The sequence below is a fragment of the Chryseobacterium sp. W4I1 genome (assembly GCF_030816115.1).
GTDB lineage: Bacteria > Bacteroidota > Bacteroidia > Flavobacteriales > Weeksellaceae > Chryseobacterium.
In genome coordinates this window covers 3,374,237-3,387,579 of the sequence record NZ_JAUSXQ010000001.1, presented here as the reverse complement: position 1 = coordinate 3,387,579, position 13,343 = coordinate 3,374,237, and the positions used below count along the sequence as shown (strand labels likewise).

Annotated in this window: 15 protein-coding genes; 12 read left to right on the top strand and 3 right to left on the bottom strand. The window is 36.3% G+C overall.

Annotation, left to right across the window (positions count from 1 at the left end; all coding sequences use genetic code 11):
* Positions 1–227 precede the first annotated feature (227 nt).
* The 6 genes from QF044_RS21605 (at position 228) to QF044_RS15835 (ending at position 4,011) form a co-directional block, all read left to right on the top strand.
* Positions 228–380, top strand: a complete 153-nt coding sequence (locus QF044_RS21605; RefSeq protein ID WP_373462650.1) for a hypothetical protein — start codon at positions 228–230, stop codon at positions 378–380.
* 123 nt (positions 381–503) lie between these two features.
* Positions 504–1,151: an O-methyltransferase gene (locus tag QF044_RS15855; protein WP_307269284.1), complete on the top strand. Its 648-nt coding sequence runs from the start codon at positions 504–506 to the stop codon at positions 1,149–1,151.
* An 80-nt stretch (positions 1,152–1,231) separates the two neighbouring features.
* On the top strand, positions 1,232–1,948 hold the full coding sequence (locus tag QF044_RS15850; protein WP_307269283.1) for a C40 family peptidase: 717 nt from the start codon (positions 1,232–1,234) through the stop codon (positions 1,946–1,948).
* 17 nt (positions 1,949–1,965) lie between these two features.
* The gene (locus tag QF044_RS15845; RefSeq protein WP_307269282.1) at positions 1,966–2,433 is read left to right on the top strand and encodes a DUF1648 domain-containing protein; all 468 of its coding nucleotides are present in this window, start codon (positions 1,966–1,968) and stop codon (positions 2,431–2,433) included.
* Positions 2,430–2,774, top strand: coding sequence for a cupin domain-containing protein (locus QF044_RS15840; RefSeq protein WP_307269280.1), 345 nt, complete (start codon positions 2,430–2,432; stop codon positions 2,772–2,774). Before QF044_RS15845 ends, QF044_RS15840 begins: the two co-directional genes overlap by 4 nt.
* Positions 2,775–2,778: 4 nt before the next feature.
* Positions 2,779–4,011 carry a 3-deoxy-D-manno-octulosonic acid transferase gene (locus QF044_RS15835; RefSeq protein WP_307269279.1) on the top strand — a complete coding sequence of 411 codons (1,233 nt, stop codon included), beginning with the start codon at positions 2,779–2,781 and terminating at the stop codon, positions 4,009–4,011.
* On the opposite strand, the gene QF044_RS15830 is transcribed toward QF044_RS15835, so the two are convergent.
* The 3 genes from QF044_RS15830 to QF044_RS15820 are packed head-to-tail and all read right to left on the bottom strand — an operon-like array spanning position 4,003 to position 6,385.
* Positions 4,003–4,629, bottom strand: coding sequence for a deoxyuridine 5'-triphosphate nucleotidohydrolase (locus QF044_RS15830; RefSeq protein WP_307269278.1), 627 nt, complete (start codon positions 4,627–4,629; stop codon positions 4,003–4,005). The two genes, QF044_RS15835 and QF044_RS15830, sit on opposite strands and share 9 nt — an antisense overlap.
* Positions 4,630–5,385, bottom strand: coding sequence for a glycosyltransferase (locus tag QF044_RS15825; RefSeq protein ID WP_307269277.1), 756 nt, complete (start codon positions 5,383–5,385; stop codon positions 4,630–4,632).
* Positions 5,386–5,407: 22 nt separating this feature from the next.
* Entirely contained in the window at positions 5,408–6,385 is a 978-nt protein-coding gene (locus tag QF044_RS15820; protein ID WP_307269275.1) for an acyltransferase, read from the bottom strand.
* A gap of 197 nt (positions 6,386–6,582) precedes the next feature.
* On the opposite strand from QF044_RS15820, the gene QF044_RS15815 reads away from it, so the two are divergent.
* The 6 genes from QF044_RS15815 (at position 6,583) to QF044_RS15790 (ending at position 13,276) form a co-directional block, all read left to right on the top strand.
* Positions 6,583–7,056, top strand: coding sequence for a lipocalin family protein (locus QF044_RS15815; RefSeq protein WP_307269273.1), 474 nt, complete (start codon positions 6,583–6,585; stop codon positions 7,054–7,056).
* Between the two features lie 180 nt (positions 7,057–7,236).
* Positions 7,237–10,050 carry a leucine--tRNA ligase gene (gene leuS, locus QF044_RS15810; protein WP_307269272.1) on the top strand — a complete coding sequence of 938 codons (2,814 nt, stop codon included), beginning with the start codon at positions 7,237–7,239 and terminating at the stop codon, positions 10,048–10,050.
* A 240-nt stretch (positions 10,051–10,290) separates the two neighbouring features.
* Entirely contained in the window at positions 10,291–11,154 is an 864-nt protein-coding gene (locus QF044_RS15805; protein WP_034701907.1) for a MotA/TolQ/ExbB proton channel family protein, read from the top strand.
* Between the two features lie 68 nt (positions 11,155–11,222).
* Positions 11,223–11,825, top strand: coding sequence for a biopolymer transporter ExbD (locus QF044_RS15800; protein ID WP_307269271.1), 603 nt, complete (start codon positions 11,223–11,225; stop codon positions 11,823–11,825).
* Between the two features lie 15 nt (positions 11,826–11,840).
* Positions 11,841–12,413 (top strand): biopolymer transporter ExbD, encoded by a 573-nt coding sequence (locus tag QF044_RS15795; RefSeq protein ID WP_307269270.1) that lies wholly within the window; start codon positions 11,841–11,843, stop codon positions 12,411–12,413.
* A gap of 23 nt (positions 12,414–12,436) precedes the next feature.
* Positions 12,437–13,276 (top strand): energy transducer TonB, encoded by an 840-nt coding sequence (locus tag QF044_RS15790; protein ID WP_307269268.1) that lies wholly within the window; start codon positions 12,437–12,439, stop codon positions 13,274–13,276.
* The last annotated feature ends 67 nt before the right edge of the window (positions 13,277–13,343 follow it).

The following is a 13,343-nucleotide window of genomic DNA, read 5'->3' as shown; positions in this document are numbered from 1 at the left end:
AAGAAAGACAGTTGCCAATTATAGAGCGGTTCCAAATGATGTTTAAGATTAAATTGAATGAAAAATATTAATCAAATACACTGTTTTTGCTTAATAAATTATTGATTTTTAGATGTGTTTTATGTTTTTTAATGGAGAATGTGTATATTTAAATCTCATAAAAGAGAAATAATATAGAGTTATCCGAAAATCTTAAAGAGTAGGAAATTAATACTAAATCTAAAAATATGGAAAATTTAAAAAAGCTTTCAAGAGGACAAATGAAAGAGGTACAGGGTGCCATTAGCAATTGTAATCCACAGATCATTTGTCGTGTAACCAGAGATTGCTGTCCAGGATGGGTATGTGGTTCTCCAGGTGAGTATTGTATTGCTCTGTAATGTAAAACAGATATATCTGAAAAAGAGAGAGATTAATTTCTCTCTTTTTTTTGTAAAATATTTTGAAGTAAGAGATTCAAAAAGGAATTTTAAAATGATTAAATTTGTTTAAATTAAAATTTTATGAGCTTTTTTGAAGAAAAAAATCCAGAAATGGACAGGTACTTGGAGACTCATGCTTCCTCGGAACCTGAAATTCTGAAAAAACTAAGAAGAGAGACCTATCAGAAAACCACACAGCCTCATATGATCTCCGGATATCAGCAGGGAAGGCTTCTGACGATTATTTCCCAAATGGTACAGCCCAAAAATGTCCTGGAAATAGGAACTTTTACAGGGTATGCCACACTTTGTCTGACAGCAGGACTGGCTAAAGACGGAAAAATCATTACTTTAGATGTCAACGAAGATCTTGCCTATCTGCCGAAAAAATATTTTGAAGAAAGTGAATATGCAGAACAGATCGATTTTAAACTTCAGGATGCCAAAGAATTTTTAAAAGAAACAAACGAGATTTTTGATCTTATATTTATAGATGCCGACAAAGAGAATTATGCAGAATATTTCAGACTGATCAAACCCAGAACAAGATCAGGATCCATCGTAATGTTTGATAATGTTTTATGGTATGGTAAAGTCCTGGAGGAAAATCCAAAACAGAAATCTACACAGGTCATTAAGGAACTGAATGATTTGATCGCAAAAGACGATGATTTTGAAAATCTTATTTTACCTTTGCGTGATGGAGTAAACTTCCTTCGCCGGAAGTAATTAAAATATTTAAAGATTAAAGATTTTTACAGGCTGTAATTTTTTAATCTTTAAATGATTCAATCTTTTAATCTTAATGAATGAATAAAGGAATTTGTAATGTTACAGTAGCACCGGTCCGCGCAGAGAATTCTGATAAGGCGGAAATTGTTACGGAAATACTGTTTGGAGAAAGCGCAGATATTTTGGAAGTGAATAAAAACTGGACTAAAATAAAGATGCATTATGACGGATATGAAGGATGGATGGATACCAAACAGCTGAAACCTGTAACAGATGAAGAGCTGGGCAAAAGAAAAATTACAGTAGTTACTGAGGATTTCGCTTCAGTACTGATGAATGATGGTAAAACCCTTCTTTCAATGGGATCTGAGGTAGAGTTTCCGGCAGTGGCCTCAAGAAGAAGCCATGATCTCCGTGAAAGTATTGCTCTGGCTGCCAAAGAATTCCTTAATGTACCTTACCTGTGGGGTGGCAAAAGTTTTTTTGCAGTAGACTGCTCCGGTTTTACACAGTTGGTATATAAAATTCATGATATTAAATTACCGAGAGATACTTATCAACAGGCAGAAGTGGGAGTACCTTTAACTTTTGTTGAAGAAAGTCAGCCCGGAGATTTAGCTTTTTTTGAAAATCCCGAAGGAAAAATTATCCACGTAGGAATCATGCTTGATAATCAAAGAATCATTCATGCTTCAGGAAAAGTGAGAATCGATATTCTTGATTCTACCGGAATCTTTAATAAAGAAATGAATAAGCATACGCATAAACTGAGAGTGATCAAAAACGTACTTTAGTTTTAAATTCTGTCTTAATGGAAAATATTCTTTTTACATTTTTTGATATTTTTAATTTCGGACTGGTCGTTTTTTTCTGGTGGTTTACCCTGAAACATTATAAAACCCTTCCCAAAAGAATTCCCGTCCATTTCGATTTTGGTGGAAAGGCAGATAATTTTTGGAACAAAGTTTATTCTTTTTTAACACCGCTTCTTGGAACAGCTTTCTATTTCCTGTTTATATATACATTAAAACACCCTGAATCGACTAATTTCCCCGTTGAAATTACAGAGCAGAACCGAAATGCCCAGTTCCTGATCATGGAAATTTTTATTAGATGGCTGTTTCTACTGTTGATGCTTATTTTTATAAACGGACAGGATTATATGTTCAGATATACTTTTAATGAAAATGTGAAGCCCAGAGTTTCTATTCATACAGCAATTTTATCGGTAATTGGAAGTGTAATCATTGTTTTTATTTTCGTAGGAATATTCAAATGATACAGTCAAAAAAAAATTCTGAGCATTATATCTGGGGAAACGGCTGTGACAGCTGGGTTCTAAAAGATTCTCTCCATCTTTCTGTAAAACAGGAAATAATGCCTGCAGGAGCTACAGAAAAACTACATTTCCACGAAACAGCAGAACAGGTTTTTTATATTTTAAAAGGTGAAGCTGTACTGCATATTAATAATGAGCAGTTCAAGGTCAGGGCAGGCGAAAGTATTTCTGTTCAGCCTCAATCCGAGCACTTTATTTCTAATGAATCTCAGGAGGAAGTTGAGTTTCTCGTGATCTCCAGTCCATCTACCAATAATGACCGAATTGAAATTAAAAAATAATAAGATGTCTTTACTATACAGCATATTTATCAGTCTTCTCATTTTCGGAATGAAAGTTTTTTCATGGCTTGATGATAAAACTAAAAAAGGAGTTGAAGAAAGAAAGCAGTCATTAGGTAGAGTAAAAGCTGCATTTTTACCATCAGATAAAGTGATTTGGATGCATGCAGCCAGCCTGGGCGAATATGAGCAGGGTCTTCCGGTTTTAGAAAAATTGAAAGAAAAGTTTCCCGGTCATAAGATCCTTATAACTTTTTTTTCGCCGTCGGGTTATGAAAATGTGGTCAAAAAAAATCATATTGCTGATGTGATCTGTTATCTCCCTTTTGATAAAAAAAGGACCATAAAAGAATTTACGGCCCAGTTTAAAACTGAACTTTTTTTTACCGTTAAATATGATTACTGGTATCATCTTCTAGCTGAGCTCAAAGCTCAGGGAGCTAAAATCTATGTAATCTCTGCCTTATTTTATGAAAGGCAGTCATTCTTTACTTCCTATGGGAAATGGTTTGGAAGGCAGCTTAAAAAGAATGTAGACTGGTTTTTTCATCAGACCCCGTTTTCATTTGCCTTGGCTAAAAGTATTGGACTCACCCATTCTTCGGTAACAGGTGATACAAGATTCGATAGAGTAAAACAGCTTAGATTGCGGTATAATCATGTCGATTTTATTTCGGACTTCAAAGGAGATAAAAAAACGATCGTTTTCGGAAGCTCCTGGCAGGCTGAAGAAAAGATCGCATCAATGATTTTCAGGAAAAATGCTGACCTTAAATTGATTATAGCTCCTCACGATCTTAAAAGAGTGGAACATCTTAAAAATATTTTCCCAGATGCATTACTTTACAGTGAAATTAAACAATCTGAGATACACCTCGCTGATTATCAGGTTTTAATTATAGACAGCATTGGTTTGCTGTCCAAACTATATTCCTATGCAAATATTGCTGTTGTAGGAGGCGGTTTTCATGATGCCGGGCTGCATAATATCCTGGAGGCGGCAACATTTGGTGTGCCTGTGATCTTTGGTAACCATTACAGAAAAAATCCTGAAGCAGATGAGCTGATTGCTGCCAATGGCGGAAAATCTTTCACAGAAGAGCAGGCAGCAGCAGATTTTGTGCTGTTTCTCCTGAATAATGAAGAAGAATTGAATGGAATGTCTGATTGCGCCGGAAAGTTTGTGAGCGATAAACCTGATGCTACCCACCTTATTCTCCAGAAAATTTTAGCGTAAAAATCCCTGGCTTTTGGTGTCTTTTATAATCTGGTCTATATCTTCCGGAATCTTTTCAGAATCAAGCCAGCTGAGATTTAAACCATTATTGATGCATAGCTTTTGCAGATAGTGATTTTCAGAAATTTTTGCATGGGTTTCACTCAGAAGCTCATCGATCTCCATCCAGTAATCCTCATCCAATTTTTTTGTTAAAACCAATGCTTTGAATACTTTATTAATGATATAAATATACAGTTTGTAAACATTATCGAATCGCTGTCTACTAAAGTCGCTATTGGAATCTAAAATTCTATTGACCAGCAAAAGATTCAGCGAGACTTCCCCAAATTTATCTGTTGTTATTTTGATATGCTCTGTTATTTCTGCACTCAGTTTTCGGATAACACTAAGGAAATATTTAGCATTTCCAACATATTTTGAAGCCAGGAGAACCTGTTCTGCAACATTTTCTTCCATAGCATTTCTCTTATCGTCAGTAGTTTCCTGATCAATCAGTTCAAAATACAATTTTTTAGACAAAAGCTTATCCTTTTTCAGAAGCCTGAAAATAAGACGGTCTTTTTCTACATTGGAAAAAGCGCTCAATGCTGCTTTAAACTCTTTTGAGTACTCCATTTAATTAAAAATTTTAGAATATTTCAGAAAGCCGTTCACGGCCCAGTTCGTTGTATAATAAAGAGATTTTAAAGTAGAAAACCCCATAAAATCTTTATACACCAGATACTGATCCTTGATGATGTTCTTTTTCTTTCTGGAAACACTGTTCTCCCGCATTCTGTACTTAGCCAGTGTTTTATTGATGGGCATACCTTCAGGAATTACCTTTAAAAGATTCAGCCACATCACATGATCTTCACGCTTACTTTTTACCGGAAATAAAAACTTTCCTACTCTTTTGGTATCATACATCGTAGAAACCGGCGCCAGTCTGCAGGTCTTCAGAAGATTGGAGAAAGTAACCACTTTATCGGCCAGGAAATCCTTTAAAACAGGCTGCAGCTGTTCATTACACCTGGAATAGTTACAGTAAACCAGCTCTGCATTGTTTTCCTGCATATAATCCGTCATCGTTTCCAGGTATTCAGGATACCAGAAATCATCGGAATCCAGAAAGGCAATATATCTGCCCTGAGCTCTTTCAAGGCTTTTGTTTCTGGCATTTCCGGCACCGCCGTTTTTTTCCAGAACTTCCAGTTTTATTCTCGGGTCATTATATTTTTTAAGGATCTCTACGGTATTATCTTTAGAAAGATCATCTGTGATCAGCCATTCCCAGTTTTCATAGGTTTGGTTGAGAACAGATTGTATCGTTTCTTCGATGAATTCTGCAGAATTATAACAGGGCGTGATGATGGAGACCAGGTCTTTCATTTATGTTTTTACTGTGGTAAAATTATAAAAATTTTTTCTCATAAAGATGCCAGGATGCAACTCCCACTCCTATAACAACCAGCATACATACAAAACTCATCAAAAAGGGATTGTAATTTGCAAAAAGTCCAAGTGTAGCAAAAACACGGATAATAGGGAAGTGGAAGATATAAATGCCATACGTGAAATCTCCGTATTTCCCGAAGTTATTCAGGAATTTCAATGAATAAGCAATATACAATACAATAATGCTGATCATGATGGGTGAAAATAACCTGATGTGAAGAAACAGATCGATCCAGACCGTAATTATAGCGATAATAAAGAGTATATTTTTATACTTGATGAATTTGTCAAAATGAAAATAAACTAGCATTCCCCCAATGAAATAGCACAGTGAACCAGGTAGTTGTCTTGATAAAGCCGCCTTGCCGATTATTTCAAAGTAATTAAGAAAGATCAGGGAAAGGAAATACAAGACAATTAAACTAGTATCCCTGTATTTATTTTTTTTTCCGAATAACAAAAAAATCAGAGGAACGGCAAAATAAAAACACATTTCAATCTTAAGTGTCCATAATGCTCCGTTCACTGCTTCATTACCAAATACTCCAGGAAGGGAAGGGGCCATGAAATTCATAAAAATTGAATTCCAGAAAAAATATTTATAAACCTGTATGTTCCCGAAATAATCTGCAAACGAGAGCGTGCTTACGAGGCTAAGAAGGGTTGTACATAGAAATACAACCAGCAAATAGGCAGGAACAATCCTGTTGAATCTTTTCTTTACATAGCTTTTCAGGCTGGAAGATCTCTCATAGCTCCTTGCAATAAGGAATCCGCTGACAATAAAAAACGAAAAAACAGCAACTTCTACAGGACTGTGCGTTAAAAAAGTGAGCTGACTCGAGTCACTTAAAGCTCCCAAATGTCCCAGAAAGACAATGAAAGCGAGGAGAACACGTATGAAGTCAAAATTATTTTTCGTTATATCCTGCATTTTTGTTTCTTTCTACAAAAATAGTTTTTTTAATAAAATACAGCAGCCCTGCTTTATTCATTATTTGTTAAATAATAGCGATTTTGAAGATTACTGTTTTAAAATTTGCAGAAATATGCATTAAGTAAATAATTTTTCATAAATAATGGTGTTATAAATCAAAAAAATTATAATTTTAGCGCTTGAAATTTTTATATATGAAGAAATTAGCATTACTATTTGCAGGTTTATCATTATTTGTGGCTACAGGATGTAATGATGATGGCGATAATACAATGGAATATCCTCTTGTAGGGGTTTGGCAGCCGCTTAAAGAAGTGGTTACCACAGTAGAAGTCGGTGAAGATCCGGTTTCAGATCTTATTACGTATAACGACTGTCAGAAGGAATCCAGATGGAGATTCAATACTGAGGCAGCCGGAAAAAGAACGGAATGGGATTTTATTGGGGCAACTCCACAATGTGCTATTTCATCAGACCGAAACTTTACCTATACTTATGACAGAAGTGCAAAAACAGTGGTCATCAAATACCAGGGGACAGTAGAGCCATCCAACGGTAAGATCATTACCCTTGATGATACAACCTTAAATCTTTCGGTAAGAGAAGAGACTCAAGACCCGACTGTATATAAAACAAGAACGTATACCATGAAGAGGATTCCTCAATAAGTATACATTCCATACTGAATATAAATCTCATCCCCGGATGAGATTTTTTGTTGAAAAGCATTCCAGAATTAATTAAAATTAAAATTTTCATTTCCTTTAAATTCATTATTTTTGTGAAAATTAGAAGGAGATTTTAAAAAATCCAACATCTAATATCTAACATCTAATATCTATAATAAAGTGTTTTACGATCATCAGCAGATAGAAAAAAAGTGGCAGAAGTACTGGGAGGAAAACCAGACCTACAAAACCTCCGATAAAACGGACAAACCTAAATTTTATGTTCTCGATATGTTTCCGTATCCATCCGGGGCGGGACTTCACGTGGGACACCCGCTGGGATATATTGCATCCGATATTTATGCGAGATATAAAAGACATCAGGGATTCAACGTTCTCCATCCGGTAGGATATGACAGCTTTGGACTTCCTGCTGAACAGTATGCCATCCAAACAGGACAGCATCCTGCAATCACAACTGAAGAAAATATCAACAGATATGAAGAGCAGTTAAAAAAGATTGGTTTTTCATTCGACTGGAGCAGGGAAGTGAGAACTTCAGATGCATCCTATTATAAATGGACGCAGTGGATCTTTATCGAGCTGTATCATTCTTGGTATAACAAAAATACCGATAAGGCAGAGCCTATTCAGACTTTGATCCAGCATTTTGAAGAAAAAGGAACTGAGGGATTAAATGCCAACCAAAACGACGAACTCAATTTCACGGCAGAAGAATGGAAAGATTCCTCAGACCTTGATAAAGAAGATGTCCTTTTAAATTACCGTTTGGCTTACAGAGCAGAGACTACCGTAAACTGGTGTCCGGCTTTGGGAACCGTATTGGCAAATGATGAGGTAAAAGACGGAAAATCAGAAAGAGGAGGATTCCCTGTATTCCAAAAGAAAATGATGCAGTGGAGTATGAGAATCTCTGCTTATTCTGAAAGATTATTACAGGGACTTAATAAATTAGACTGGCCGCAGCCTCTGAAAGATGCCCAGGAATACTGGATTGGAAAATCTCAGGGAGCGCAGGTGCAGTTTCAAGTAGAAGGCCATGACGATATCGTTGAGGTATTTACCACCAGACCTGACACTATTTTTGGAGCTACATTTATGGTATTGGCTCCCGAAAACCCTTTAGTAGATACCATTACTACGGAAGCTCAGAAAGCGGAAGTAGATACTTATATAGAAGAAACCTCCAAAAAAACCGAAAGAGACAGGATGTCTGACGTAAAAAACGTGAGCGGCGCTTTTACGGGAAGTTATGCTGTCAATCCTTTCAGCGGAGAAAAAATGCCAATCTATATTTCAGATTACGTATTGATGGGTTATGGAACGGGTGCTGTAATGGCCGTTCCTGCCCATGATGAGCGTGATCACAGATTTGCAAAGAAATTTAACCTCAATATCAAAAAAGTTGTAGAAACTGATGAAGATATTCAGGAAAAATCTTTCGACTCTAAAGATTCAGTTTGTGTAAACTCTGATTTCTTGAATGGATTAAATTATAATGATGCCAAATCAAAAATAATTTCTGAAATAGAAAACAAAGGAATTGGCCACGGAACCACAAATTACAGACAACGTGATGCGATCTTCTCAAGACAGCGTTACTGGGGTGAGCCCGTTCCTATATATTATAAGGAAGGAATGCCTTACACACTTCCGGTTTCTGCTTTACCGCTCGAACTTCCTGAGGTGGAAAAATATTTACCTACTGAAGACGGCGATCCACCATTAGGAAACGCAAAAGACTTTGCATGGGATGAAGCTAATCAAAAGGTGATTTCTACAGACCTGATTGATGATAAAACGGTATTTCCATTAGAATTATCTACAATGCCGGGTTGGGCAGGAAGCTCATGGTATTTCCTTAGATATATGGATCCGAAAAATGATGAGGTTTTCGCAAATAAAGACCTTTCAGATTATTGGGGACAGGTAGATTTATACATTGGAGGAAGCGAGCACGCAACAGGTCACCTGTTATATTCCCGTTTCTGGAACATGTTCCTAAAAGACAGGGGCTATATTAATAATGATGAGCCTTTCCAAAAACTGATCAACCAGGGGATGATCTTGGGAATGAGTGCATTTGTGTATAGAATTGACGGAACGAACCAGTATGTTTCCAAAAATTTGGCTGCCGAATATAAGACTCAAAACATCCACGTTGATGTATCTTTATTAAAAGGAGTCTCTGATGAATTGGATACGGAAGCTTTCAAAGCCTGGAGACCAGACTACGCCGATGCCGAGTTTATTTTAGAAGATGGGAAATACATCACAGGCCGTGAAGTGGAAAAAATGTCCAAGTCTAAATATAATGTCGTAAATCCTGATGATATCTGTGAAGAATATGGAGCAGACGGATTAAGGCTGTATGAAATGTTTTTGGGACCTTTGGAGCAATCCAAGCCGTGGAATACACAAGGATTAAGCGGAGTGTATGGTTTCCTTAAAAAATTCTGGAATCTGTATTTCGACGGAGATACTTTTGAAGTATCTGATGAAGAGCCTACAAAAGCAGAATATAAAGTCTTGCATACCTTAATAAAGAAGGTAGTGTATGATATTGAGAACTTCTCATTCAACACCTCCGTATCTTCATTTATGATCGCCGTCAACGAGCTTCAAAAAATAAAATGCAACAAACGCAATATTTTAGAACCCTTAGCCGTTATCATCTCTCCGTATGCGCCACATATCTGTGAAGAGCTTTGGAGCCTATTGGGAAATAAGCAGTCTGTTGAATTTGAGAAATTTCCGGTATTGAACGAGGATTACCTTGTAGAAGATGAAATTGAGTATCCAGTGAGTGTAAATGGTAAAATGAAGTTCAAAATTTCACTTTCTGCTCAATTATCAGCTAAGGAGGTAGAAGATTTGGTGATTTCAGATGAAAAAATGCAGCCGATTTTAGAGGGTAAAACTCCCAAAAAAATCATCGTCGTGCATCACCGTATTGTGAATATCGTAATTTAAAAAAAAGTTAACATTGGCAAATTAAAAAAAATGAGGGTCTTATTTTTTTAAATTTCTAACTGAAATGTTAAAATTGGGTAAAATAAATAAAATATTTAAAAATAATTATTATATCGAAATCGTATTAAATTTTCTTTATCATAAAAATGCAAAATGTTTATTTAAGACTCTTGCATTTTAATTAATTTTGCCTTTAATTTACACCTTGTAAAATTTTAAAACAATATAATTTAGTTAAATATGGAAATGAATGTTTCAAAAAATGATGAGCAAGTAGTTGCTAGAAAAGCAGGAGGTTTAAACCCGGCTGTTATTATTCCTATTTTATTCGTTATAGGAGTTTGTATTTATTTATTTGTTCTTGGGAACCCAGGAAACTTTAAAGATGCAGAAAAGTTAGGAAGTGGATCTGTAGCTTTTTCAAGTGTTGAAGGAAAAGACATTCACCCAGAGTCGTTTTTAGGGATTATCTACAAAGGAGGGGTTATCGTACCAATCTTGATTACTTTCATGATTACAGTAATCGTTTTCTCTTTCGAAAGATATTTCGTACTAGGTAAAGCTGCTGGAAAAGGAAACCTAGACAATTTTGTAGTTCAGGTAAGAAACTTATTGAACCAAAACAAAATTGATGAGGCTCTAGAAGAGTGTGACAGACAACAAGGTTCTGTAGGTAATGTAGTGAAAGAAGGTCTTACTACTTACAAAGCTCTTTCTCATGATACTACATTAAATAAAGAGCAGAAAATGGTAGCTCTTAACAAAGCTATCGAAGAAGCTACTACTCTTGAAATGCCAATGTTGGAAAAGAACATGATGATTCTTTCTACTTTAGGTACAGTAGCAACACTAATCGCACTTTTAGGAACAGTAATCGGGATGATTAAAGCATTCTTCGCATTAGGTTCTGGAGGTGGTACTCCTGATGCTGCGGCACTTTCTACAGGTATCTCTGAAGCATTGATCAACACAGCTTTAGGTATTGGTACTTCAGCTATCGCAATTATCCTTTACAATTACTTTACTTCTAAAATTGACGGATTAACTTATAAGATCGACGAGATCGCTATGAGCATCCAGCAGTCTTTTGCTGAATTCAACTAATCATTGAATTTATAGCAAGGAATTTGCATTCCAATTAAAAGAAGTTTAATTAAAAATAATTCAAAACAATGGCGAGAGTCAAACCAAAAAGACATGGAGTAGTGACGGACATGACGGCAATGTGTGACGTTGCGTTCCTACTACTTACATTCTTTATATTGACCACTCAGTTTAAAAAACCTGACGTGGAGCAGATTAAACCGCCATCTTCAATATCCGAGAAGTTACTTCCAGATGCAAGTTTGATGACCATCAACGCTACTCCGGACGGAAAATTCTATTTCCAGCCGGTAGACAACGCATCAGAGAGATTACAGCTTTTAGACAAAATGGGGCAAAAGTACAACATGACTTTTAGCAACCAGCAAAAAGCAGCATTTCAGAAAGTACAAGCAATTGGGGTTCCTATGAGCCAACTTAAAAGCTATCTCGATTTGTCAGATGAGGATCAGAAAAGTTTCAAGAGTCCTACTGGGATTCCTATGGATAGTACAAATAAGCAGTTAGTAGACTGGGTACAACAGAGTTTAAGCGTAAATCCTGATTACAAATTAGCAATCAAAGGTGACGTTACTACTGAGTATCCTAAAGTTAAAAGCCTATTTGAAGGTTTAAGAGATATTGATTTTCTTAAATTCTGGTTGATTACATCACAAGAAGGTAAACCATAATAATATCATTTAGAAATGGCAGAAGTACAAGTACAGGAAAAAGGCGGCAAGGGCGGCAAGGTTCGTTCCAAGAAGCAGAATACCAGAGTAGATATGACTCCGATGGTGGACTTGGGTTTTCTATTGATTACCTTCTTTATGTTCACAACCACATTTAGTAAACCGAACGTTATGGATTTGGGTCTTCCGGCTAAACCGAAAGATGAAAAACAAAAACCACCTCCAACAGAAATTAAACTTTCTAACTCGATTTCTGTCTTATTAGGAAAAAACAATAGAGTTTTTTGGCACCAGCAGGATGCTACTTCCTTGAATGACCAAACTCTTATGGAAACCACTCTTGATAGAGAAGGAATTAGAAAAATAATTCAGCAGGCAAAATCTAGAGCTGCAGATCAAACGAAATTTACCGTGATCATTAAGCCGACTGACGATGCTGTATATAAGAACTTTGTAGATATTCTTGACGAAATGGCCATTACCAAAAGCGAGCAGTACGGGGTTACCGATGTGAAGCCTTGGGAAAAAACCATCTATGACAAGAAAGTTGGAAATAATGGAGCTGCGGCTGCACCAGCTACAAAGTAATTTAACCATAAAATTGTATATCTATGGCAGATGAAAATGTATACAATCAGAATCTTACTTTAGACGAGATTGTATTTGAAAATAGAAACAAGGAATATGGTGCCTATGATCTGAGACATCAGTATCCAAGACTTCTGACAAAATCTTTTATTGTTGGAACGGCATTATTCCTGGTTGCGGCTTTATCTCCTTTTATTTATCTTACCATTAAGAGACTTACTGAACCACCGAAACAGGAGGTAAAGGCAGATCTGGTAAACATTATTGAAGATGAGCCAATTATTGAGCAGCCAAAAGAAGAAGAACCACCTCCACCACCTCCTCCAAAAGAAGAAGAGAAAATTGAGGTGATTCAGAATGTGGTTCCGGAGCCTGTAAAAGCTCCAAAGATTGAGACCCCACCGCCGCCAATTTCTAAGCAGTTAGAAACGACGACTGGTTTGAACAATCAGGAAGGGGTAAAAGCTCCGGCTTATACACCACCGCCACCACCGCCATCTACCGGTAACAAAGCCAGTACAGCGGAAGTAAAAACAAATAATCCTAATGAGATCTACAAAGATGTAGACCAGTCTGCAGAATATCCTGGAGGTATGGGTGCATTGAGAAAATTCCTTGGGGAAAATTTTGATACTTCTTTAATGGAAGGAGGTGAAGGTACACTTAAAGCTAAGCTTAAGTTCGTTGTAGAAAAAGACGGAACAGTTTCAGCGGTTACTATTGAAGAGAAATCTCCAAATAGCGACTTCAACAATGAAGCAATTCGTGTAGTTAAGAAACTGAAAAAATGGACTCCTGCGAAAAGAAACGGGGAGAGCGTAAGATCTTACTATAGCGTACCGTTCACTATGAACTTTGAATAAGACTTATTTATTCAAATTATAAATAAAAAGAGAAGCTTATGCTTCTCTTTTTTATTTTTTTTGGTAT

What these genes read in the sequence shown, in the direction of transcription:
- QF044_RS15855 (WP_307269284.1), top strand. Translation starts at nt 504, where the DNA reads ATGAGCTTTTTTGAAGAAAAAAATCCAGAAATGGACAGGTACTTGGAG.
- QF044_RS15840 (WP_307269280.1), top strand. Translation starts at nt 2,430, where the DNA reads ATGATACAGTCAAAAAAAAATTCTGAGCATTATATCTGGGGAAACGGC.
- QF044_RS15825 (WP_307269277.1), bottom strand. Translation starts at nt 5,385, where the DNA reads ATGAAAGACCTGGTCTCCATCATCACGCCCTGTTATAATTCTGCAGAA.
- QF044_RS15820 (WP_307269275.1), bottom strand. Translation starts at nt 6,385, where the DNA reads ATGCAGGATATAACGAAAAATAATTTTGACTTCATACGTGTTCTCCTC.
- QF044_RS15800 (WP_307269271.1), top strand. Translation starts at nt 11,223, where the DNA reads ATGGCGAGAGTCAAACCAAAAAGACATGGAGTAGTGACGGACATGACG.
- QF044_RS15790 (WP_307269268.1), top strand. Translation starts at nt 12,437, where the DNA reads ATGGCAGATGAAAATGTATACAATCAGAATCTTACTTTAGACGAGATT.
- QF044_RS15830 (WP_307269278.1), bottom strand. Translation starts at nt 4,629, where the DNA reads ATGGAGTACTCAAAAGAGTTTAAAGCAGCATTGAGCGCTTTTTCCAAT.
- QF044_RS15815 (WP_307269273.1), top strand. Translation starts at nt 6,583, where the DNA reads ATGAAGAAATTAGCATTACTATTTGCAGGTTTATCATTATTTGTGGCT.
- QF044_RS15850 (WP_307269283.1), top strand. Translation starts at nt 1,232, where the DNA reads ATGAATAAAGGAATTTGTAATGTTACAGTAGCACCGGTCCGCGCAGAG.
- QF044_RS15805 (WP_034701907.1), top strand. Translation starts at nt 10,291, where the DNA reads ATGGAAATGAATGTTTCAAAAAATGATGAGCAAGTAGTTGCTAGAAAA.
- QF044_RS15845 (WP_307269282.1), top strand. Translation starts at nt 1,966, where the DNA reads ATGGAAAATATTCTTTTTACATTTTTTGATATTTTTAATTTCGGACTG.
- QF044_RS15835 (WP_307269279.1), top strand. Translation starts at nt 2,779, where the DNA reads ATGTCTTTACTATACAGCATATTTATCAGTCTTCTCATTTTCGGAATG.
- QF044_RS21605 (WP_373462650.1), top strand. Translation starts at nt 228, where the DNA reads ATGGAAAATTTAAAAAAGCTTTCAAGAGGACAAATGAAAGAGGTACAG.
- QF044_RS15795 (WP_307269270.1), top strand. Translation starts at nt 11,841, where the DNA reads ATGGCAGAAGTACAAGTACAGGAAAAAGGCGGCAAGGGCGGCAAGGTT.